Source organism: Streptomyces sp. NPDC001219 (assembly GCF_053597915.1).
In genome coordinates, this window is the sequence record NZ_JBSFJF010000057.1 from 15,490 (window position 1) to 38,291 (window position 22,802).

At 73.7% G+C, this 22,802-nt stretch carries 16 protein-coding genes; 8 read left to right on the forward strand and 8 right to left on the reverse strand.

Features of this window, described 5'->3' with window-relative positions:
* Positions 1-22 precede the first annotated feature (22 nt).
* The 4 genes from ACWC9R_RS28605 to ACWC9R_RS28620 all read right to left on the reverse strand — a co-directional run bounded on the left by ACWC9R_RS28605 (position 23) and on the right by ACWC9R_RS28620 (position 5,969).
* Positions 23-1,609 (reverse strand): DUF5719 family protein, encoded by a 1,587-nt coding sequence (locus ACWC9R_RS28605; protein WP_450735809.1) that lies wholly within the window; start codon positions 1,607-1,609, stop codon positions 23-25.
* Positions 1,606-5,391: a glycosyltransferase gene (locus ACWC9R_RS28610; protein ID WP_450735811.1), complete on the reverse strand. Its 3,786-nt coding sequence runs from the start codon at positions 5,389-5,391 to the stop codon at positions 1,606-1,608. The genes ACWC9R_RS28605 and ACWC9R_RS28610 overlap by 4 nt, the downstream gene beginning before the upstream one ends.
* Positions 5,392-5,568: 177 nt before the next feature.
* On the reverse strand, positions 5,569-5,703 hold the full coding sequence (locus tag ACWC9R_RS28615; RefSeq protein WP_450735813.1) for a hypothetical protein: 135 nt from the start codon (positions 5,701-5,703) through the stop codon (positions 5,569-5,571).
* Between the two features lie 2 nt (positions 5,704-5,705).
* Positions 5,706-5,969, reverse strand: coding sequence for a WhiB family transcriptional regulator (locus tag ACWC9R_RS28620; RefSeq protein WP_003983763.1), 264 nt, complete (start codon positions 5,967-5,969; stop codon positions 5,706-5,708).
* Positions 5,970-6,686: 717 nt separating this feature from the next.
* Between ACWC9R_RS28620 and ACWC9R_RS28625 the strand changes: the two genes are divergently transcribed.
* The 3 genes from ACWC9R_RS28625 to ACWC9R_RS28635 all read left to right on the forward strand — a co-directional run bounded on the left by ACWC9R_RS28625 (position 6,687) and on the right by ACWC9R_RS28635 (position 9,568).
* Positions 6,687-7,196, forward strand: a complete 510-nt coding sequence (locus tag ACWC9R_RS28625) for a cysteine dioxygenase (RefSeq protein WP_450735815.1) — start codon at positions 6,687-6,689, stop codon at positions 7,194-7,196.
* 63 nt (positions 7,197-7,259) lie between these two features.
* The gene (gene cofD, locus ACWC9R_RS28630; protein ID WP_450735816.1) at positions 7,260-8,240 is read left to right on the forward strand and encodes a 2-phospho-L-lactate transferase; all 981 of its coding nucleotides are present in this window, start codon (positions 7,260-7,262) and stop codon (positions 8,238-8,240) included.
* Positions 8,237-9,568 (forward strand): coenzyme F420-0:L-glutamate ligase, encoded by a 1,332-nt coding sequence (locus ACWC9R_RS28635; protein WP_450735818.1) that lies wholly within the window; start codon positions 8,237-8,239, stop codon positions 9,566-9,568. The genes cofD and ACWC9R_RS28635 overlap by 4 nt, the downstream gene beginning before the upstream one ends.
* A 16-nt stretch (positions 9,569-9,584) precedes the next feature.
* On the opposite strand, the gene ACWC9R_RS28640 is transcribed toward ACWC9R_RS28635, so the two are convergent.
* The 3 genes from ACWC9R_RS28640 to ACWC9R_RS28650 form a co-directional block, all read right to left on the reverse strand.
* Positions 9,585-10,490: a DNA-3-methyladenine glycosylase family protein gene (locus ACWC9R_RS28640; protein WP_450735820.1), complete on the reverse strand. Its 906-nt coding sequence runs from the start codon at positions 10,488-10,490 to the stop codon at positions 9,585-9,587.
* A 406-nt stretch (positions 10,491-10,896) separates the two neighbouring features.
* Positions 10,897-11,979, reverse strand: coding sequence for a sugar phosphate nucleotidyltransferase (locus ACWC9R_RS28645; RefSeq protein ID WP_450735822.1), 1,083 nt, complete (start codon positions 11,977-11,979; stop codon positions 10,897-10,899).
* A gap of 370 nt (positions 11,980-12,349) precedes the next feature.
* Positions 12,350-13,687: a peptidoglycan recognition protein family protein gene (locus ACWC9R_RS28650; RefSeq protein WP_450735824.1), complete on the reverse strand. Its 1,338-nt coding sequence runs from the start codon at positions 13,685-13,687 to the stop codon at positions 12,350-12,352.
* 129 nt (positions 13,688-13,816) lie between these two features.
* Here ACWC9R_RS28650 and ACWC9R_RS28655 point away from each other — a divergent pair, with 129 nt between their 5' ends.
* From ACWC9R_RS28655 to ACWC9R_RS28670, 4 genes are all read left to right on the forward strand, one after another.
* Positions 13,817-14,578: a TIGR03089 family protein gene (locus tag ACWC9R_RS28655; protein WP_450735826.1), complete on the forward strand. Its 762-nt coding sequence runs from the start codon at positions 13,817-13,819 to the stop codon at positions 14,576-14,578.
* A gap of 162 nt (positions 14,579-14,740) precedes the next feature.
* Positions 14,741-15,979, forward strand: a complete 1,239-nt coding sequence (locus ACWC9R_RS28660; RefSeq protein ID WP_450735828.1) for an LCP family protein — start codon at positions 14,741-14,743, stop codon at positions 15,977-15,979.
* 223 nt (positions 15,980-16,202) lie between these two features.
* Complete coding sequence (locus tag ACWC9R_RS28665) at positions 16,203-17,972, forward strand: LCP family protein (protein WP_450735830.1); 1,770 nt, start codon at positions 16,203-16,205, stop codon at positions 17,970-17,972.
* Positions 17,973-18,040: 68 nt separating this feature from the next.
* A complete protein-coding gene (locus tag ACWC9R_RS28670; RefSeq protein WP_450735832.1) occupies positions 18,041-19,738 on the forward strand; it encodes an LCP family glycopolymer transferase in 1,698 nt (565 codons plus the stop codon).
* 291 nt (positions 19,739-20,029) lie between these two features.
* On the opposite strand, the gene ACWC9R_RS28675 is transcribed toward ACWC9R_RS28670, so the two are convergent.
* On the reverse strand, positions 20,030-21,061 hold the full coding sequence (locus ACWC9R_RS28675; protein WP_450735833.1) for a glycosyltransferase family 2 protein: 1,032 nt from the start codon (positions 21,059-21,061) through the stop codon (positions 20,030-20,032).
* A gap of 271 nt (positions 21,062-21,332) precedes the next feature.
* Here ACWC9R_RS28675 and ACWC9R_RS28680 point away from each other — a divergent pair, with 271 nt between their 5' ends.
* Positions 21,333-22,796 carry an LCP family protein gene (locus tag ACWC9R_RS28680; protein ID WP_450735835.1) on the forward strand — a complete coding sequence of 488 codons (1,464 nt, stop codon included), beginning with the start codon at positions 21,333-21,335 and terminating at the stop codon, positions 22,794-22,796.
* Positions 22,797-22,802 lie beyond the last annotated feature (6 nt).

The following is a 22,802-nucleotide window of genomic DNA, read 5'->3' on the forward strand; positions in this document are numbered from 1 at the left end:
GGTCCTGGGTACGGGTCCGCGGTCAGTTGGTGAGCACCGACAGGTCCTGGCCCGCGGTCGGGACGAGGACCGAGCCGCGGTCGTCGGGCAGCGGCTGGACGGTGAACGCGGGCACCCCGCCCTGGGGGCGGGCGAGCATCCGGGCCGCGTAGACGGGGCCGCTGCCGGACTCCGGCTCCACGGTCAGCGCGTAGGTCCCCTTCAGGCCCTGGGGGCGGGGCGGCCGGACGTCGAGGCCGGTGCCGCCCTTGACCGTGTAGGTCCTGGTGACCGGGGTGCCGCCGCCGCTGCCGGCCGACGCGGTGACCTTCACCTTCGCGTCCTCGCCCTTCTGCGGCGCGACCAGCGAGAGGGTGCTGCCCCGGTCGCGGTTGTCGGCGGCGGTGGCGCGCTTCTCGACCGGCCGGGTCGCGGGGATGAACGCCATCTCCTGCTTGGCGCCCTTGCCGCGGGTGACCCGCAGCGCGGCCGTGACCGGGGCCTTGGCCTCGCCGTCGGTGGGCGTGAGCACCAGTGAGCCGGCCTCGCCCTTGGTGAGGTCCTTGAGGTCCACGGCGGTGGTCATCCCGCTCTTGAGGTGCAGGGTCTCCAGCCCGGCGGGCGTGATCAGCCCGGTGGGGGTGGCCAGTTGGACCTTCAGGTCGGCGTCGGACTCACCGGGGGCGAGGGCCACCAGCCGGACGGAGGTGGCGTCCTTCGGGATGCCGGGCAGCACCAGGCCCGGCGCCGGGTCGGCGGCCGGCGGCAGCCAGTCGCTGCCGAGCGTGCCGTCGCTCGCCTGGACGGCGGCGCCGACCCGGCCCTCCCGGGCGACGACGTGCAGCGCGGCGTTGGTGGTGGGGCTGCCGGTGAGCGTGGACAGCAGCACCGGGACCGTGGTGTGCGGCGGCACCTGGATGTCCTCACCCGACGAGCTGTCCAACGCCCCGTCCTTGCCGTGCAGTTCGAGGTCGACGACGGCCGGGGTCGCGTCGGGGTTGGTGAGGTGGACGTAGTCCTGGCGTTCGCCGGCCGTGCTGACCCCGGGGAACCAGAACGTGGTGTCGGGGGTGGTGCAGCTCAGCCCGAGGAGGCCGCGGCCCGCACCGGCGGCGACGGAGGTGGTCTGCTGCACGGTCCAGCCGGGCGCGAGGGTGCCGTCCGCTGCTCCCACCAGGGCGGGGGCGTCGGGGCTGTCGGTGGTCGTGGTGACCGGCTTGCCGGCCTCCTGGAGGGGCACGACGGGCTTGGTGTCGCGGGGGGCGACGGTCTGCCCGGCGGCGGGGTCAGCGGCGCCCTTGTCCCTGGTCTTGCCCTTGCCCTTCTTCCCCTTGCCGTCGGTGCCGTCGCCGGCGTCCCGCACGGTCCCGGCGGGCAGCAGCTGGGCGGTGCCCTTCTTGCCGTCCGCACCGGCAGCGGCGCCCTTGGGGGCGAAGGCGGTGTAGGCGGTCTCGCCGACCTCGGAGGAGGTCGGGGCCGGGCAGAGCAGCGCGGAGCGCTGGACGGGCAGGCGGCTGCCCGCGCGGGGGGCGTCGTGGCCCTCGCCGTCGGGGGCGGCCACGGCGCCGACGCCGGTGACCGCGCCCAGCGCGACGGCCACGCCGATCAGGGACATCATGGTGCGCTTCACTGCTGGTCGCTCCCGTCACGGCGCGGCTCGGGGTAGGAGCCGGAGTACCCCGGGTACTCGGTGCCGTCGTCGTAGGGCTGCTGGTGCTGCGGCCCGCCGTCGCCGTACTGCTGCTGCCCGTAGCCGTACGGGTCGTAGGCGCCCGCCTGGTAGGGGTCCGCGTACGGGTCGGCGGCCTGGTAGGGGTCGGCCGGCGGGTACGGCCGGCCGTACTGCCCGTCCTGGTACGGATCGGCGGGCACGAAGGGCTGCGGGGCGGCGGGGTGGCCCGGTGGCACGGTCCCGTCCGGTGCGCCCTGCTGGGCGGCCTGCCACTCCTCGTAGGACGGCTGCTGCGGCACCGCCGCATACGGGTCGCCGGGGGCCGCCGGCTCCTGTCCGGGGGCCGGTACGGCCGTCGGGACACCGTCCTGGTCGTGCGGCGGCTCGCCGGTGCGCGCGGCGGGGACACCGGGCTCGGGGGCGCCGGCCGCCTCGGCCTGGGCCCGCAGGCGCCGCGCCCGGCGGCCGTCGCCGGACGCCGCTGCGGCCTGCGCGGCGGCCGCGTCCTCCGGAAGGTCGTCGTCGATCTCCCGGCGGCGGCCCGGCAGCGCCAGCACCACCAGGGTGACCGCGAGCAGGCCCTGCGCCCACAGCCAGAGGGTGTGGCCGAGGGGGTTCTCGTGGGTGAGGTCGAGGGTGCCGCCGCCCGCGGGGAGCGTGAAGCCCTGGGCCCAGCCGTCGACGGTCACCGGCTTGAGCGGGGTGCCGTTGACGGTGGCCTGCCAGCCCTCGTCGGCGGTGTCCGCGAGGCGCAGCACCCGGCCGCTGTCGCCGGCGGGCACCTTGGTGTGCGCCTCGACGGGGCCGGCCGGTACGGCGACGGGGGCGGTGGCCTCGCCCGCGCTGGTGCCGTCCTTGGCCTCGCCCGGGACGATCGAGACCCGTGAGACCCGCCGGTCGACGCGCCACAGGGCGCTGCCGTCGTCCTGGCTGAGCCGGGTCAGGCCCGGGGTCGCGTCCAGCACCCGGCCCATGTCGCGCGGCGCACCGTCCCTGACCAGGACGTAGCGGACCGCGTAGCCGCCGAGCTGGTTGGTCTGGTCGGCGCCGGAGCCTGCCACGAGGTGGGCGACGATGCCGGCGAGCCGCTTGTCCTCACCCGCGGCCGCGGCCAGGTCGGCGTCGCCGAGCCGGGCGCCGGAGCCGCGGACGAGGGTGTAGCCGACATGGCCGGGCGAGCCGTCGAGGACCAGGGTGCGGGCCCGGTCCGCGGTGCCGGACTCCTCGGCGACGAACGCCGGGACCTGCTCCGGGGTGCGCCGCTCCAGCGGACCGGAGGCGCCGGTGATCATCCAGCTGACCGCGGCGTAGAGCGGGGCGAGCACGGACGCCAGCGCGATCAGCACGGCGACCGGCTGCTTCCAGCCGAAGCCGAGGCTGGCCATCCGGGTGCGGATGCCCTCGGCGCCGATCGCCGCGGCACACAGCAGCGCCAGGCCGTAGACGAGCATCGCGGGCCCGGTCCAGCCGGAGCCGTTGCCCAGCGCCGCGAGCAGCAGCCCGGCCAGCGCCACCGCCCAGGCGATGCGGGTCGCGCGCTGCCGCTCGTCGCGCAGTGTCGCGGCGAGCGCCGCCAGGACGATGCCGAGGAACAGCACCCCGCCGGCGGCCTTGGGACCGCCGGGGCTGAGCCCGATGAGGTCGAGGACGGAGGCGGAGCCGGCGCCGTAGTCGAGCCCGGCCTCCTGGAAGAAGGCGGACGGACGGCTCAGCAACGACAGCGACCAGGGCGCCAGCACCACGAACGGCACCACGGTCACGACCAGGAAGCGCAGCCCGTAGGCGAGCATCTGGTCGCGGCTGCCGTCGAGGAGGCGCAGCACCAGCAGCCCGATGCCGAGCAGCACCGCGATCGGCCAGACGACCGGGGTGAAGGCCATGGTGAAGGTGATCAGGAGGGTGTACGCCCAGGTGGCGCGCCAGCTGGGCCGGGTCCCGGCCGGGAGCCGCAGTCCGGCGGCGGCGATCCCCGCGCGGGCCATCAGGGGCAGCAGGACGGCGAGCACCGCGGTGCCCAGCCGGCCGCCCGCGAGCGCGCCGGCGGCCGCGGGCAGGAAGGCGTAGGCGATGCTGCCCCAGGCCCGCAGCAGCCGGGAGGCGACCAGCGGGCGGGAGGCGAAGTAGGCGGTGAGCCCGGCGAGCGGGACGGAGCAGACCAGCAGCAGGGTGACGGTGAAGCCGGTGGAGCCGAGGAAGAGGCTCGACACCAGGGCGACGATCGCCAGGTAGGGGGGCGCGGAGGCGCTGCCGCCGACACCGACCGCATGCCAGCTGTCGAGGTACGCCGACCACAGGTCGGAGACGCTGCCGGGTGCGGGCAGCATCGCGCCGCCGGTCAGCGCGCCGGAGCCGAGCAGTCCGCGGCAGGCGACCAGCGAGACCAGCAGCAGGACGAGGAAGAGCACCGGGGCCGGTTTGCGGGCGATCCGCTTGAGCCGGGCGAACTGCTCGACCTCCAGGAAGTCGGCGTCGTCCCCGCCGGGCCCGGACTCCACCGCGCCGTGCCGGCCGGCCGAGGCGACGTCCGGTGCGGCGCGCCCGGCGATGTTGCCGGCGACCTGTTCGGCGGTGGCCCGGACGGTCGCTCCGGGGGGTGGGAAGAGCGGCCGCAGCTCGTTCGCCTCGACCGCGGGCCGGCCTCTGCGTTTGCGTGCGGCGAGGATCTTGCCGGGCCGCAGCAGGGTGCCGAAGAGCCCGGCGAGTTCGTCGAGCGCCTGCCCCGGGACCTTGCCGACGAGGTAGGCGAGCACCCGCAGGAAGGTGCCGATCAGCAGCCGCAGCAGGACGTAGGGGAGGGTGGCGCCGCGGGTGTTGGCGAGCAGGGTGTAGACGGCGCCGGCCTTGTCGACGCGGTGCGGGTTGGCGACCGAGCGGCCGACGCAGTCGATGGGGCGGCGTTCGCGGGCGGAGGCCTCGGCGTGCCGCAGGACGGCGTCCGGCGCGACCAGGACCTGGTGGCCGGCGGCCTGGGCGCGCCAGCACAGGTCGACGTCGTCGCGCATCAGCGGCAGCCGGCGGTCGAAGCCGCCCAACTCCTCGTAGACGTCACGGCGGATGAGCATGCCGGCGGTGGAGACGGACAGCACCGTGCGCACCTGGTCGTGCTGGCCCTGGTCCTGTTCGCGGCGGTCCAGGCCGGTCCAGCGGCGGCCGGAGCGGGCGATGCTGACGCCGGCCTCCAGCAGCTGCCGGCGGTCGTACCAGCTGCGCAGCTTGGGGCCGACGATGACGGAGGAGGGGCTGGCGTCGGCGACCCGCAGCAGCTCGGCGAGCGCGTCCGGGGCCGGTGCGCAGTCGTCGTGCAGCAGCCACAGCCACTGGACCGGTTCGCCGTGCGGCAACTCCGGCATCTCGTACGCCTCGTCGCGCCAGGTGCGGGAGACCGGGTCCCAGCCGCTGGGCCGGCGCAGATACGGCAGGTCGTCGGGGGTCAGCACGGGGGCGGTGCGGACGGCCTCGTCGACGGCGGTGCCGAATCCGGAGCGGCGGGCGAGGTGCAGCACCCGCTGGTCCCCGATGGCCTCGGCGAGCAGCTGGGCGGAGTGGTCCGCGCTGCCGGTGTCGGCGCCGATGACGTTCTGCACCGGGCGCTCCTGGCCGAGCAGGCCGGTGAGCGCGTCGGGCAGCCAGCGGGCACCGTCATGGGAGACGATCACGGCGGTGACGACGTGCCGCGGGAACTCTGGGGTGGCGGCTGCATGTGAGGCGGCCTGGGCGGCCGACTGGCTGTGCACGGACATCGAGGTACGGGCCCTCCGGACCCGGGAGTTCGAAGGCCCGCGGCGAAGTCGCGCTGGCCCCGCCCCCGGAAGACACTGCGACGGACTACGAGGCGACGCGCGCGCCCGGCGGGGCGGCGGCGCATCTCGGACGGGGCCCCACACTAATGGTTCCCGCCGGTGCCCCGACCGGGTCCGTCACAGCAGTCCGCCTCCGGCGAGCAGGTCGCAGGAGGCGGGGTGTTCGCTATAGGGGGATATGGGGAGTTGAGGTGGTACGGCGGCGTGGTCCTCGGGGCCGCGCGCCGTCGGTGGGTCCGGTCGCGCTGTCATCGTCAGACGGCAGCCTTCTTGAGCCGGCGCCGCTCGCGCTCGGAAAGGCCGCCCCAAATGCCGAAGCGCTCGTCGTTGGCGAGCGCGTACTCCAGGCATTCGGACCGGACTTCGCAGGCGAGACAGACCTTCTTGGCCTCGCGGGTGGAGCCACCCTTCTCCGGGAAGAAGGACTCGGGGTCGGTCTGGGCGCACAGTGCGCGCTCCTGCCAGCCGAGCTCCTCGTCCGCCTCCTCGACCAGCAATTCCTGGAACAGCTCGGTCATGTGCGCCCCTCGTCTGTCTTTACGTCCCCGTGATCAAGCCGTGATCGATTTCGGCTGAACGACACGAGTGAAATTACAAGTGTGGTGATCCGGGCCAGTCAAGCCGAGATCTGCTATTGAGCCTCTTATTCACTCGGCAGAACCAAGCGGATGCGGAAAGTGTTCAAATCAGCAAAAACCAGGACACTTCCCTGGGCGTGCCACCCGGCACGTCCTCTTCACTCACCAAGACGCGACCAAGCGGCGTTCACGTTGCACCCCCGCGCGCCGAAGCGGGGGAGATCACAGACGGATCACGGGGCCGCAACGGCGTTTGAAGGCGCGGTTGCGGGTCGATGTCTCCGCCCCCGGCACTGCACAAACCTTTCGTCGGGCGGAGTAACCGGATGAGGTGAAAGATTTACGTCAAACCAGACATCCGGTTGACATCGCGCCGCGAACCCGGTCTCCTTGACCCCATGCCAGCGACCCTCGCGCTCCGACTGACCCGTGCCTACGGGTCGCTCTGCGCTGCGCAGGCCCGCTGTCGCTGTTCCAGCTGTCGAAGCCACTGAGCTCCAGCTTTTCCGCTCGCACCACCCCGCAGCACCCCTGCTCCGCGCCGCCGCGCCGCGCTCCCCACAGGGAGAGCCCGCGCCGCGCCGCAGCCCTCCCCCAGCCACCGCTGGGCGGGACCCCCCGCGCCACCCCAGCACTTCCGCCGAGGACCCGAAACCCATGAACAGCGACGTCCAGATCGCCGGCGACCCGCTCGCCATCCCCCACCTGCTGCCGCCCGTCCCCGCACACCCGGCCACCGTCGCCGGTTTCGCCGGGCTGGCCCGCTCGATCGCCGCCGACCGCGCCGCCTGGGCCCCGCTGGTCCGCTACGACGCCACCACCCGCTGGTACCACCGCCTCCGCACCGGGCCCGGCTATGAGGTGTGGCTGCTGAGCTGGGTGCCGGGACAGAGCAGCGGGCGGCACGACCACGGGGCGTCCTCCGGTGTGCTGACCGTCCTGGAGGGCGAGTTGACCGAGCACACCGGGGACGGACCCCGTACGCTCACGGCCGGCGCCCAGCAGGTGTTCGCCCCCGGCTACGTCCACGAGGTCGTCAACGACGCCCTGGCCCCGGCCGTCAGCCTGCACGTGTACTTCCCGGGGCTGACCGACATGCCGATGCACCCCAGCCAGACAGCGGATTCCGGCGCCACGACCGCACCTCCCGGGATGCTGGCCCCCTGATACCCACCCGTCGCCCGGCCACCGCCCCTCATGGACTCAGCCTCCGGCTGACACACTGTCTTTATGCGAATCGTGGTTCTGGCCGGCGGTATCGGCGGCGCCCGCTTTCTGCGGGGACTGAAGGCAGCGGCTCCGGACGCGGACATCACCGTCATCGGGAACACCGGCGACGACATCCATCTGTTCGGACTCAAGGTGTGCCCCGACCTCGACACCGTGATGTACACGCTCGGCGGCGGCATCAACGAGGAGCAGGGCTGGGGCCGCACCGACGAAACCTTCCGGGTGAAGGAGGAGTTGGCCGCCTACGGCGTCGGCCCCGAGTGGTTCGGGCTGGGGGACCGGGACTTCGCGACCCACATCGTGCGGACCCAGATGCTGGGCGCCGGATATCCGCTCAGCGCCGTCACCGAGGCGCTGTGCGCGCGCTGGCAGCCCGGTGTGCGGCTGCTGCCCATGTCCGACGACCGGGTCGAGACCCATGTCGCCGTCACGGAACCCGACAGCGGCTCCGCCGCGGGGGCCGGCGAGCGCAAGGCGATCCACTTCCAGGAGTACTGGGTGCGGCTGCGGGCCTCGGTGCCCGCCCACGCCGTGGTGCCGGTCGGCGCCGACCAGGCCAAGCCGGCGCCGGGCGTGCTGGAGGCCATCGGCGCGGCGGACGTGGTGCTGTTCCCGCCGTCCAACCCGGTGGTCAGCATCGGGACGATCCTGGCGGTGCCGGGCATCCGGGAGGCCATCGCGGACGCCGGGGTACCGGTGATCGGGCTCTCGCCGATCGTCGGCGACGCCCCCGTCCGCGGCATGGCCGACAAGGTGCTGGCCGCGGTGGGGGTGGAGGCGACCGCCGGGGCCGTCGCCCGCCACTACGGGCCCGGACTGCTGGACGGCTGGCTGGTCGACTCCGTCGACGCGGGGGCGGTGGCCGAGGTCGAGGCGGCCGGCATCCGCTGCCGGGCGGTACCGCTGATGATGACGGATCTGGACGCCACGGCCGCGATGGTGCGCGAGGCCCTGGAGCTGGCCGAGGAGGTCCGGGCGTGAACGACGCCGCCGGGGCGCCCGCCTACCGGGTGTGGGCGCTGCCGGGAATGCCCGAGGTGCGGCCCGGCGACGACCTCGTCAAGCTGATCGCGGCGGCGGCCACCGCCGAGGGAATGCCCCAACTCGTCGACGGTGACGTGCTGTTGGTGACCTCGAAGATCGTCAGCAAGGCCGAGGGCCGGGTGGTCGAGGCCGCCGACCGCGAGGCGGCGATCGACCAGGAGACGGTGCGCGTGGTGGCGCGCCGCGGCGCCCTGCGGATCGTGCAGAACCGGCAGGGGCTGGTGATGGCCGCGGCCGGTGTCGACGCCTCCAACACCCCTTCGGGGACGGTGCTGTTGCTGCCGGAGGACCCGGACGCCTCGGCCCGCGCGCTGCGCGCCGGCCTGCGCACCACGCTCGGCGTCGACGTCGGCGTCGTCATCAGCGACACCTTCGGCCGGCCCTGGCGCAACGGGCTGACCGATGTCGCCATCGGCGCGGCCGGGGTGCGGGTGCTGGACGATCTGCGCGGCGGCACCGACGCGTACGGCAATCCGCTCAGCGCGACGGTGGTGGCCACCGCCGACGAACTGGCCGCCGCGGGCGACCTGGTGAAGGGCAAGGCCGCCGGGCTGCCGGTCGCGGTGGTGCGGGGGCTGGCCCATGTCGTCGGGGAGACCGGCGAGCCGGGCGGCGCGCGCGCCATGGTGCGCAGCCCCGAGGACGACATGTTCCGGCTGGGCACCTCGGAGGCCGTACGGGAAGCGGTGACGGCGCGGCGTACCGTCCGTGCCTTCACCGGGGAACCGGTCGATCCGGGCGCGGTCCGGCGCGCGGTGGCGGCGGCGGTCACGGCTCCGGCGCCGCACCACACCACGCCCTGGCGGTTCGTGCTCCTGGAGTCGCCGGAGGTACGGCTGCGGCTGCTGGACGCGATGCGGGACGCCTGGATCGCGGACCTGCGCCAGGACGGCAAGTCGGAGGAGTCGGTCGCCAAGCGGATTCGGCGCGGCGATGTGCTGCGGGCCGCGCCGTATCTGGCGGTGCCGTGCATGGTGACGGACGGCGCGCACCCCTACCCCGACGCGCGGCGGAGCACGGCGGAGCGCGAGATGTTCATCGTGGCCCACGGCGCGGGCATCCAGAACTTCCTGGTCGCGCTGGCGGGCGAACGTCTCGGCTCCGCCTGGGTGTCGTCGACGATGTTCTGCCGGGAGGTGGTCCGGGACGTACTGGGGCTGCCGGAGGACTGGGAGCCCATGGGCGCGGTGGCCATCGGCCGTCCGGCGGCGGCCCCGCCGGAGCGGCCGGCACGGAACGCGGACGACTTCGTCGTCGTGCGCTGACCGGCGCCCGCGCCGGTCACAGCCGGGCGATGTCCCCCACCGGGAAGCGCGGGGCGCGGCGCGGCGGGACGCGGCCGGACAGCAGGATCAGCCGGGCGGCGCGGTGCCGCTGGCCCTCGTAGGGCGCGAGGAGTTCGAGCATCTCCTCGTCCGTGGTGCCGCGCCGTCCGGTGAGCGCATAGCCGATGATCTTCGGCAGATGCAGATCGCCGACCGTGATCGCGTCCGGGGCGCCGAGGGTGCGCTGCAGGGTCTCCGCGGCGGTCCAGGGGCCGATGCCGGGCAGCGCCGTGAGCCGCCGGGTGGCGTCCGCGAGGTCCATCCGCGCGGCCTCCTCCATCCGGCGGGCGGCCCGCACGGCGCGCAGGATCGCCGACGAGCGCTTGGCGTCGACGCCCGCGCGGTGCCACTCCCAGGAGGGGATCAGCGCCCAGCCGCGCGGCTCCGGCATCACCCGCATCCGCTCCCAGGGGCCGGGGGCGGGCTCGCCGTGCCGCTGGAGCAGCAGGCGCCAGGCGCGGTAGGCCTCGTCGCTGGTGACCTTCTGCTCCAGGACGGAGGGGATCAGCGACTCCAGGACCAGGCCGGTGCGCGCGAGCCGGACGCCGGGGTGACGGCGGCGGGCCTCATGGACGATGCGGTGCCGGGCGGTCAGCCGCGCCGGGTCGTCGGACTCCCCCAGCAGCTCGGGCAGACGCTCCAGCAGCCAGTCGGCGCCCGGCCCCCAGGCCTCGGCCTCGATCCGGCCGGCGGCCGGGCGGGCCGCGATACGGAGCGTGCCGGGCCCCTCGGGGGTACGGCAGGCCCGCCAGAACTCGCCGCCGCGCACCGCGAACGCGGGGTCACCGGGGCCGCGCTGCAGCACACCCAGCGTGCGGTGCAGATCGAGCGGGCCGGGCGGGTCCCAGGTGCGGGCGGGCATGCGGCCAGGTTAGGCGATGGGGGGTGACAGCGGGGCGGGCCGGAGGGGAGGGGCTGTGGGGGTGGGCCGTAGAGGGCCGTGGGGGTGGGCCGTAGGGGGTGGGCGAACAGATCCCGTAGGGGAGGCGAGGGCCCCCTCGGGGGCCACAACGCGGTGGTGCGGGGCGGCATTCCCGCGGTGGTGCGAGAGGTCTGGCTGCCGGGGTGGCGGCAGGCATGGCCGCCGTGGTGGCCGGGAGGCATGACGGCGGGGGGACCGGGAGGCATGGCGGCGGGGGGGACCGGGAGGCATGGCCGCCACGGCGCGCCCCCGGAGGGGCCGGACGCCGCCTGCTGGCTACCGGCCACTACCTACCGGGCCACCGGCCAACTCACCGCCTACCGCCCACCGGCCCACCCACCCCCGCCTACTGGTCCGACGAGAAGCGGACCGAGCCGGCCGGGAGTTCGGCGTCGCACCAGATGCGGATGCCGTCGCGCAGCTCGTTGTCGGCGCCGATCCGTGCGCCGTCGCCGATGACCGCGCCGTCCAGGACCGTACGGGCCCCGATGTGGGCCCCGGCGCCGATCAGCGAGTCACGGATGCGGGCGCCCGGCTCGACGACCGCGCCGTCGAGGACGGCGCTGCCGTCGATCTCGGCACCGGCGCCGATGACGGTGCGCGGGCCGACGACGGTGCCGCCGGTGAGCTTGGCGTCGGTGGCGACGTCGGCGGTCTCCAGGACCAGGCGCTCGCCGCGGCGGCCGGGCACCGCCGGGGACGGGGCGCGGCCGAGGACCAGGTCGGCGGAGCCGCGGACGAAGGCCTGTGGGGTGCCGAGGTCGAGCCAGTAGGTGGAGTCGACCATGCCCTGGAGGTGGGCGCCGTCGGCGAGCAGGCCGGGGAAGGTCTCGCGTTCCACGGAGACCGGGCGGCCGGCCGGGATGGTGTCGATGACCGACCGGTTGAAGACGTAGGCCCCGGCGTTGATCTGGTCGGTGACGATCTCCTCGGGGGTCTGCGGCTTCTCCAGGAAGGCGGTGACCCGGCCGGTGTCGTCCGTGGGGACCAGGCCGAAGGCGCGCGGGTCCTCGACGCGGGTCAGGTGCAGGGAGACATCGGCGCCGGAGGTGCGGTGGGTGCCGACGAGGGCGGCGATGTCGAGGCCGGTGAGGATGTCACCGTTGAAGATCAGTACCGGGTCGTCGGGGGCGGAGTGCAGCCGCGCGGCGACGTTGCGGATGGCGCCGCCGGTGCCCAGCGGCTCCTGCTCGGTGACGTACTCCAGATGCAGGCCGAACGCCGAACCGTCGCCGAAATACGGCTCGAAGACCTCGGCGAGGTAGGAGGTGGCGAGCACGATGTGCTCGACGCCGGCCGCCCGGGCGCGGGCCAGTTGGTGGGTGAGGAACGGCACACCCGCCGCCGGGACCATCGGCTTGGGCGTATGCACCGTCAGCGGGCGCAGCCGGGTGCCCTTGCCGCCGACCAGGAGGATCGCTTCAGTCACTGAGACCTCTGTTCGCTTCTCCGCCCGCTGGGCCCCTGCTGCCCGAGCGCGGGCGGGGAGGGAGCAGCGGTGCGGCTCTCGTCGTCGACCACAGCCCGGCGGCTGCACATACGACGCTCACGGTGTCTTCTCTGCTTCCTGCTGGGGTCGGCCGATCGGCCGACCAGTGTAGGCAGACGGGCTCCGGAGCTCCCCCGGTGGTGGGGCGCTCCGGTGCCGTTCAGGCCACGGGAGGAGCGCGGGGCGGGACGGCGGGCGTCGTGGTGGCTGGGGCGTGCGGACGAGGGAACGGATGAATGGTTTCTGCAGCCTGCACCGTGACAGACCCGAGCAAACCCGGAACGTGCCGTCATGTCAGGCCGGAAGCGGATCAGCGGCCCTGGAGTGCGGCCGCGGCGAGGCGGGTGGCGGCGAGCTTCTCGTAGAGGTGGACGCCGGGGCAGTCGGTGGTGAAGCCGTCCCGGTGGCCGGAGATGACGTGCAGGGGGACCTTCGTTCCCTTGGGGAAGCGGTTTCCGCCGCCGGACAGCAGCTGGATGGTGGCGCGCGGGTCGACGCTGTGGAGGCCGAGCTTCCAGGCCGTCAGACGGGCGATGGCGTCGACGGCGGGCTGGGGCGGCTCGTCGTCGGTGAAGGTGCCGAGGACGGCGATGCCGGTGCTGTCGGTGTTGAAGCCGAGGGTGTGGGCGCCCATGACGGGCTTGGCGACGCCGCCGGCGCGGCCCTCGTAGACCGTGCCGCACTTGTCGATGAGGAAGTTGTAGCCGATGTCGCGCCAGTGGTTGCTCTTGACGTGGAAGCGGTACATGGCGCGGATCAGCGAAGGGGCCTCGGCGCAGTCGTAGTTGTTGCCCGAGCCGCTGTGGTGGACGAAGGCGGCGCGGACGGTGCGGGTGTAGGTGAAGGCCTTCTCGCGCAGTTGCTCGTCGGCGCCCCAGCCGGCCCGGGTGACGATCCGCGGGCGCGGTCCGACGTAGGTCCGGCCGGGCGGTGCGCCGTCCTCGGCGGGGAGGTCGGTCTTGGCGGCGGCCTGGTCGAGGGCCGGGATCTCGGTGGCGCCGAGCGGGGCGAGCCCGGCGTTGGCGGCGGAGGCCGCGCCGGCCTCGGGGCCGAGCGGGGCGGGCGGGTCGGCGGGTGCGCCGCGGACGCCGCGCGGGGGCCGGCCGGGGTCGACGAGTTCCAGCCGCAGCCCGCCGGGGAGGGCGGCGCGGGCGCGGTTGCGGGACGCGGGGGTGATGCGCAGTTGGACGGCGTCGGAGTCGCCGACCCACAGCGGCGCGGTGCTGCCGCGGACCGTGCTGTCGCGGCGCTCGGCTGCGCCGAGGTCGGGGGCGTCGTCGTTGTGGACCTGGACGTCCTGCCAGCCGGACCAGTCGTCGCGGCCGGTGGCGCGGGTGCGGACCTGGACCCGGCCGCGCAGTTCGGCGGCGGCGTCGTCCCAGACGACGCCGAGGAGGGAGAACGGCCGTACGGTGCGGGCCGGCAGGCCGAGGGACTGGGGGACGGGCGCCGTGGCGTCCCGGGAGTCGGGGTGCGGGGCGGGTGCGCCGAGCGCCGCCACCGGCAGGGACTGGGTGCTGCCCGGCAGCTCACCGGAGTGGGCGGGGCGCGGCGCGGCGGCGGGGGCGGCACCGGCGCCGGGCGCGAGGGGCAGGGCGAGGGCGGCGCTGCACACGGCGCCGCAACAGAGTGTGAGGAAGGGGCGCATGGACAAAATCCTGGACATGGCCGGGGCGAACGCGCCAACGCTGATCTGACGGTGCATCGGCCGATCCGGTGGCTCCGGCCCGCCGGGCCCGGCCCGTCGCCGGCCGCCGCCGCGCGTACCCTGGCCGCGATGAACGCCACCGATCGCACCCCCGCCGACCTGCTGAGTTCCGCGCTCGCCGCGGACCCGGCCCGCCCGCTGGTGACCTTCTACGACGACGCCACCGGCGAGCGCGTGGAACTGTCCGTCGCGACCTTCGCCAATTGGGTGGCCAAGACCGCCAACTATCTCCAGGGCGATCTGGCCGCCGAGCCCGGCGACCGGCTCGCGCTGCTGCTGCCCGCGCACTGGCAGACCGCCGTCTGGCTGCTGGCCTGCTCGTCCGTGGGCGTGGTGGCGGAGGTGGACGGCGATCCGGCCGCCGCCGACCTCGTCGTCGCCGGGCCGGACCGGCTCGATGCGGCGCTCGCCTGTTCCGGGGAGCGGGTGGCGCTGGCGCTGCGCCCGCTGGGCGGCCGCTTCCCGCAGCCGCCGGCGGGTTTCGCGGACTACGCGGTGGAGGTGCCGGGCCAGGGCGACCGGTTCGCGCCGTTCGCGCCGGTGGACCCGGGTGCCGTGGCGCTGGCCGTCGGCGGCGAGGAGCTGACCGGGGCCGGGATCGGGGCGCGCGCGCTGGCCGACGCGGGGGCGGCGGGGCTGCCGGAGGCGCCCCGGGTGCTGTCGGGGCTGGGGTACGACACCTGGCAGGGCCTGTCGTACGGGCTGTACGGGCCGCTGGTGACCGGCGGTTCCGTGGTGCTGTGCCGGCACCTGGACCGGCTGGACGCGGCGGCCGTGGCGGGCCGGGAGGACAGTGAGAAGACCACGTTCCGGGCGCCGCCGGCGCACTGAGGGTGCCGCGCTCCCCCGTCCGGCGGACCGGACGGGCCCCGGGGCGGGCCGGTACGTCCTTTTCGGGCCAGGATCTTGAGTACGTACAACCATGCGCGGGTTTCGTCCGTCTCTTGTTCCGTCCGGGCCCTGCGTGCGGGCGCGACGCCGACTCCGTGAGGGATGGACGCACACGTGACCGAGACCCCCGAGCCCCCCAGGTTCGCCGGCTGGGGCGCACGCCCGGCCGGGGGGCCGGGAGCGGACGGGCCGGGGCCGCCGCGCATCCCGCCGTACCGGTGGCACTGGCGCCGCTGGGCCGCGCTCGGGATCACCGGTTTCGTGCTGGCCGGGGCGGGGACGGGCTGGGCGGTGTACGCCAAGCTCAACGGCAACATCCACACCGACAGCGCCACCGAGCGGGAGCTGCGGAAGTGGGAGTCCGAGCGGCCGCCGGCGGGCCCGCCGAACGCCGAGAACGTGCTGCTGATCGGCTCCGACAGCCGGAACGGCGGCAACGGCAGATACGGCCACAGCCGCGGCCAGCGGTCGGACACCACGATGCTGCTGCACCTCGCGGCGGACCGGAAGAGCGCCACCGCGGTGAGCATCCCGCGCGATCTGATGGTCGAGGTGCCGCACTGCAAGCGCCCGGACGGCACGGAGACCGCACCGCGGCCGGGCCAGTTCAACGGGGCGTTCGCGGCGGGCGGCCCGGCCTGCACGATCCGCACGGTCGAGAAGCTGACCGGCATCCGCGTCGACCACTACATGATCATCGATTTCGTCGGCTTCACGAAGATGGTGGACGCGGTGGACGGCGTCGAGGTCTGTCTGCCGCGGCCGGTCCACGATCCCGAGGCGGATCTCACCCTGCCCGCCGGCCGGCAGACCCTGCACGGTGAGGCGGCGCTCGGTTACGTACGGGCACGAAAGAGCCTGGGCAACGGCAGCGATACGCAGCGCATGGAGAGGCAACAACGATTTCTTGGCGCACTCGTGAAGAAAGTGCAGAGCAATGGTGTCCTGCTCAATCCGACCCGGCTGTATCCGGTGCTGGATGCCGCGACGAGTTCACTGACCACGGACACCGAGCTGGCTTCCCTCAGGGGGCTGTACGAATTGGTGCGCAGCGCGCGCCGCATTCCCACCGGGCAGGTCCAGTTCATGACCGTGCCACGGCGGGAGTACCGCCTGGACCCCAATCGCGATGAGCTGCTGCAGCCGGACGCCGGGCGGCTCTTCGCGCAGCTGCACAAGGATCTTCCGGTGACCGTGCGGCCCCCGCGCGACGCCGGGGAGGAACCGGTCCGCACCGGAAACGGATCGTCGGACGACCGGCCGGACGAACCGTCGGCGCCCCCGCCGAGTTCGGGCCCGACCTTTCCCGGGACGACGGCGGAACGCGGGATCTGCGAATAAAGATGCCGCAAAACAAGCCGACGACTCGAAGGGATTGGGCGGATTGCCCAGTTGTAGGTAAGTGGAATTTGTCACGAGCGTCGCGGGGCGCTGAACTGGGCGGATAGTGTGAGCGATCCGGTCGCTCGACCAAGCGACCGATGAACCGAGTAATGCACGATCGACCTACCGAGCGCCTTGAGGGGATGGCGCCGCGTGGCACCGACGGAGGACTCAAGGCACCGTGGACGCGCAAGGCCGTGGGCGGGCGGGCGACAACAACGTCGATCCCGCCGATCAGTGGGTGTTCGATCCGGACACCGGCAACTACGAACTGCGGCTTGACCCTGCCGGTCAAGCCGCCGCTCGGCCCTCCGACCGCACTGCGGCCGGCAGACGCGCCGCCCGTAAGCGGGACGCCGCGGTCGGCGACACCGACACCCGGCCGCTGCCGACCCAGCGTGGGCGGCGGGACGAGGACGGCGGGGACGGCGACGGCGGGCCGGCGGCCGGCGGCCGGGCCGCGCGCCGGGCGGCCGCGAGCCGCACGGCGACGGCGAACGCTGCCGAGGCGGGCCCGGCGAGCCGCCGCAAGCGCAAGCCGCAGAAGTCGGGGAAGAAGCGGGCGCTGCACTGGACCGCCGGTGTGGTGGGCTTCGTGCTCGTCGCCGGCTGCGGCGCCGCGTACTTCGTGTACCAGCAGCTCGACGGCAACATCAACAAGGTCGATGTCGGCGTGGAGAACGACGCGGTGTCCGACGGCCCGGTGAACCTCCTGATCATCGGCACCGACTCGCGTTCCGGGAAGGGCAACGCGGGATACGGCGACGCCGGGAGCGTGGGCCACGCGGACACCACGATCCTGATGCACATCTCCAAGGACCGGACGAACGCCACCGCGATGAGCATCCCGCGCGACATGATCACGGACATCCCCAACTGCCCGACGAAGCAGAAGGACGGCTCGACGAAGAACATCCCCGGTGAGCACGGGGTGCGCTTCAACACCAGCCTGGGCCAGGAGAGCCGGGACCCCGGCTGCACCTGGCGGACCGTCGAGAAGATGACCGGCCTGAAGATCAACCACTTCATGATGGCCGACTTCAACGCGGTCAAGGAGCTGTCCAACGCGGTGGACGGCGTCGAGGTGTGCGCGGCCAAGGACATCAACGACCCCAAGTCGCACCTGAAGTTGAAGGCCGGCCGGCACACCGTCAAGGGTGAGCAGGCGCTGGCGTTCGTCCGTACCCGGCACACCGTCGGCTTCGGCAGTGACCTCAGCCGTATCGAGCTGCAGCAGCAGTTCCTCAGCTCGCTGATCCGCAAGCTGAAGTCCAGCGCCTTCAGCAGCCCCGGCAAGCTCTACGACGTCAGCCAGGCGGCGACCAAGGCGCTCACCGTCGACACCGGTATCGGCACCGCGAGCAAGCTGCTGGACTTCGGCACCGACCTGAAGAAGGTCGACATCGACAAGGTCACCTTCGCGACCGTGCCGGTGCTGGACAACCCGGACGACCCGGCCACCGTCATCATGGACAAGGCCAAGGCGGACCCGCTGTTCGCGATGGTGCGGGCGGACCACACCCTGGCCAAGGGCAAGAAGGGCAAGAAGAAGTCCGGCCCGGCCAAGAAGGCTCCGGCCGAGCGGGTACGGGTCGACGTCACCAACGGCGGCGGGCCGATCGGCTCGGCCCAGGAGACCGTGGACTGGCTGCAGAACACCAAGGCCGCCAAGCTCGCCACCAACGCCGGCAACGCGCCGGCGAAGCTGGCCGCCACCCGCCTCGAGTACGCGCCCAACCAGGCCGACCAGGCCGCCACCCTGGCCGACTGGATGGGGCTGCCCAAGAGCGCGCTGAAGAAGTCCGGGAAGGACGCCGGGGACCGCGAGCCGATGAAGCTCGTCCTCGGCAAGGACTTCAAGGCGCCGGGTTCGCCGATCGAGGCACCGACCGAAACCCCGGACGGGGTCCAGAACGTCAATGCAGATGACAAGAACATCTGCGCAAAGTGAATTGAGCGGGAAACGGCCGCCCCGCCGAGGCGCCGAGCGCACCACCGGGACAACGGGGAGAGGGCCGTATGGGGCAGAGCAGTGTGCGGGGAGACCGGTCGCGTCGGAGACGCACGCCCGAAGGGCGGGAACCGGAACGGGACGGCAGCCTCTACGAGGACAAGGGGCTGCCCCCGGACGCGCCCGGCTGGACGCCTCCGGAAGGCGTCGCCGTGCCCTCCGCGGACGGGGCCGGCGACGCTGACGTGCCCGCCGACGGCGGGCACCCCACCGACGGGAAGCCGCGCCGCAAGGGCCGCAAGGCGCTGCGCTGGACCGCCCTCACCGTCGCCGTCCTGATAGCGGGCGGCGCCGGTGCCGGGTACTGGTACTACGAGCACCTCAACGCCAACCTCCGCAAGGCCCCGCGGTCCCTGGGCGGCGACGGCCTGAAGAAGCCGGACCCCAACGCCTTCGGACAGAGCCCGCTGAACATCCTGCTGCTGGGCTCCGACGGCCGGAACAACGCCAAGAACATCGAACTCGGCGGCGCCCGGCAGGACGCGGACCGCAAGCCGCTCGCCGACGTGCAGATGCTGGTGCACGTCTCGGCGGACCGCAGCAACATGTCGGTGATCTCCATCCCGCGGGACACCCGGGTGACGATCCCCCGCTGCACCGACCCGAAGACCCACGAGGTCTTCCCGCAGACCTCCGCGGCCATCAACCAGTCGCTCCAGCACGGCGGTCCGGGCTGCACCCTCGCCACCTGGCAGGAGCTGACCGGCATCTACGTCGACCACTTCATGATGGTCGACTTCGGCGGTGTGGTGGACATGGCCGACGCCATCGGCGGTGTCCCGGTGTGCGTCGACAACAACGTCTACTCGCACGACAGCAAGGGCCACGGCAGCGGACTGCGGCTGAAGAAGGGCACCCACTCCGTCAAGGGCGTCCAGGCCCTCCAGTGGCTGCGCACCCGCTACGGCTTCGAGGACAACACCGACATCGGCCGGGCCAAGGCCCAGCACATGTACATGAACTCGATGGTCCGCCAGCTGAAGGCCGGCACCAAGCTCTCCGACCCGGGCCAGCTGCGTGACCTGGCGGAGGCCGCGACCAAGGCGCTGACCGTCGACGACGGCCTCGACACCGTCAAGAAGCTCTACGACCTCGGCGGCGACCTCAGCCGGGTGCCGACCAAGCGCATCACGATGGTCACCATGCCCTGGCAGTACAGCCCCGACGAGTCGTATGTCATGCCCAAGCCCGGCGACGCGGAGGCGACCTTCGGGCTGCTGCGCAACGACACCGCGCTGGACGGCAAGGACCGGAAGAAGAAGCCCACTCCGGCTCCCAAGCCGTCAACTCCCAAGGACCAGCTGAAGGTCGTGGTGCAGAACGGCACCAACAGCACGGTCAACGGCCCGGTCTCCGGCCGCGCGTCGGCCGTCCAGCAGCAGCTGGCCGGCCTGGGCTACGCGGCGGCCGGCACCGACCCCGCGCTCACCACGCAGGCCGACACCACGCTCACGTACCGGGACAAGGAGCGGCGGGGCGACGCCCTGGCGCTGGCGAAGGCGCTCGGACTGCCCAAGAGCGCGGTCCGGGAGTCGAGTTCGGCCACCGGGATGCGGCTGGTGGTCGGCAACGACTGGCGCACCGGTACGGCGTACCCGGAGCAGGGTGACGAGAAGGGCGCGGACAAGGCCCCGGACAGCGCGGACGCGCTCAACGGCGAGGACACCAAGGCCTGCATGAAGGTGAATCCGTCGTACACCTTCTAGGCGGGACGGGGGCGCGGGGCGGGTGTTGCTTGTCTTTCCCGGCGGGCGTTGCTCGTTTTCGGGGCGGGCGCCGCTCGTCTTCAGGCAGGGCGCCGCTCGTCTTCGGGGGGGGGGCGCCGCTCGTTGCTTTCCCAGGTGGTTTTTCCCCGCCGCCCACCCCCCTTCGGGGGGTGGGCGGGTGTAGAGGGGAGGTTCCCGCAACGACGCGGCGGTGCCAGGGCGTGGACGAGGCCGTGGACCAGGCGGTGAGCGCCCCTCGCCACCGCCCCCGGGAGCGGGCCGGCGGCCCGGCTACTCGGCGCCCGCCGCCGCGCTCAGGACCGCCGGGCGGCGGCTGGCGATGACCTTCCTGGCGAGGGAGCGGGGGCTGGTCAGGAAGCCCGTGCCCCAGGCCATGTGCATGGTCGCCAGGGCGAGGGGGATCTGTGCGCGGGCCTTGAGCGACAGGCCCTTGCCGGCCGGCACCGAGCCCGCGGTGATGGCGGCGAGGTAGCCGGCCGGGACGACCAGGCCCCACGGGGTGACGGCCGCACCGATCACCAGGCCCGCCGCGATGGCGCACACCGCGGTCGGCGGCGCGAGGTAGCGCAGGTTGATCGAACCGGCGTGGTAGCGGGCGACGACATGGCGCCACTTGCCGTAGTCCTTGTACTGCTTGGCCAGCGCCTTGATGCTCGGCCGCGGGCGGTACTGCACCCGCAGCTCGGGCGAGAACCAGATCTGCCCGCCGGCCTCCCGGATGCGGAAGTTCAGCTCCCAGTCCTGGGCGCGGATGAACTCCTCGTTGTAGCCGCCCTGCTGCTCCAGCGCCTCGCGCCGGAACACCCCGAGGTAGACGGTCTCGGCGGGGCCGGCCTGCCCGCCGGTGTGGAAGGCGGCGTTGCCCACGCCGATCTTGGACGTCATCGCGGCGGCGACCGCGTCCTCCCAGGCGTTCTCGCCCTCGGCGTGCATGATCCCGCCGACGTTCGCCGCGCCGGTCTCCTCCAGGAGGCGCACCGCGGTGGCGATGTAGTTCGCCGAGAGCATGCCGTGGCCGTCGACGCGCACCACGATGGGGTGCCGGGACGCCTTGATCGCGGCGTTCAGCGCGGCGGGGGTGCGGCCGGTGGGGTTGGGCACGGTGTGCACCCGGGCGTCCTCGGCGACGAGCTCGGCGGCGATCTCGTCCGTACGGTCCGCGGACGGGCCGAGGGCGATCACCACCTCCATCTCACCGGCGTACTCCTGCTCCAGGATGTGCCGGACCGAATTGCGCAGGTGTCGTTCCTCATTGAGCACCGGCATGATCACGGAGACGGCCGGGGGCTGCTGCTGCGGCATGGTTCCTCGGGGGGACGGCCCGTGGCGGAGCCGCCAGCGGCGGCAGCGCCCGCCGGGAGACTGCAGAATCGCGCCTCACGTTACCGCGAATGGGCGACGCCTCCGGACGCAGCCGGGTGGCCGGGCGCCGGGTGCCCGGCGTGTGACGCTGTGCAGCCGATCGTATCGACCTACGGTGCCCTCGTCGGATTGATCGCCGTTTCTCCCCTTTTCCTGCCCCGCTCCCCCGCCGGGCCCCGAGTACGCCCGTCCAGCCGCGGAGGTGTCCCCCGTGACCGCGCCGTTCCGCTCCTCCCGTCCGGCCCGGCGCCGGGCCGCCCGGCCCGGTGTGCGCCGGCGCCCGCCGGGCCCGCGCTGGGGGGTGCGGATCGGCGCCGTCGCGTCCGTGCTGCTGCTGGCCGCGAGCGGTGTCGGGCACGCCGTGGTCACCGGCGTGGAGAGCGGCATCGGCCGGGTGGACGCCTTCAAGGGCATGAGCAACCGGCCCGGGGGCGGCGACGGGCTGAACTTCCTGGTCGTGGGCACGGACGGGCGGGACCGGCTCACCGCGGCGGAGAAGCAGAAGTACCACCTGGGCGGCGCGCCCTGTCACTGCACGGACACCCTCATGCTGGTGCACCTCTCCGCCGACCGGGACCGCGCCAGCGTGATCAGCCTGCCCCGCGACTCCTACGCGGAGGTTCCCGCGCACCGGGACGCCGTCACCGGCCGGCAGCGCGCCAAGCACCCCATCAAGCTGAACGCGGCCTACGCCGAGGGCGGCCCCAGCCTCACCGTGCGGACCGTCGAGCACATGACGGGGGTGCACATCGACCACTACCTGGAGGTCGACTTCACCAGCTTCATGCGCAGCGTGGACGCGGTCGGCGGGGTGGAGATCTGCACCGTGCGGCCGCTGCGCGACAGCTTCACCGGACTGAATCTGCCGGTCGGCAGGTCGCGGCTCAACGGCGGCCAGGCGCTCCAGTACGTGCGTGCGCGGCATGTGGACGGCTCCGCGGACCTCGGCCGGATGCAGCGCCAGCAGCGCTTCCTGGCCGCCCTCATCCACAAGATCACCTCCTCCGGAGTGCTGATGAACCCCATCCGCTTCAGGGACGTCGCCGACACGATGCTCCGGTCCGTACGGGCCGACTCCGGCTTCGGGGCCAACGACCTGGTCGACCTCGGGCAGGCGATGCGCGGCTTCACCCCGTCGTCCTCGGAGTTCACGTCCGTGCCGCTGGGCGATGTGGCCCAGCCGGTGCCGGGCGTCGGCTCGACGGTGCGCTGGGACCCGGTGCAGGCGCCGAAGCTCTTCCGGGCGATCCGCGAGGACCGGCCGATCGCCGTGCCCCGGGACCGGGAGGAGCCGCGGGCCAGGGTGGTGGACATCCCGCCGGGCCAGGTCCAGGTGCGGGTCGACAACGGCAGCGGCCGGGCCGGGCAGGCCGCGACGGTGGCCGGCGAGCTGCGCGCCACCGGCTTCGCGACCACCGGCGCCCCCGGCAACTCCGCGCTCGGCGCGGTGCCCCGCACGGTGATCGTCTACGACCCGCGCTGGGACCGCTCGGCCCGCTCGCTGGCCGCCGCGCTGCCGGGCGCGGAGCTGCGTCCGGCGGCCGGGCGGGGGCCGGAGATGCAGGTGACGGTCGGCCGGAACCACGCCGGGGTGCAGCGGGTACGGGCCGAGGAGCCGCCGCAGAAGCCTGGCCGGATCTCGGCGATCACCGGGGACGAGGCGGTGTGCCCATGAGCGAGC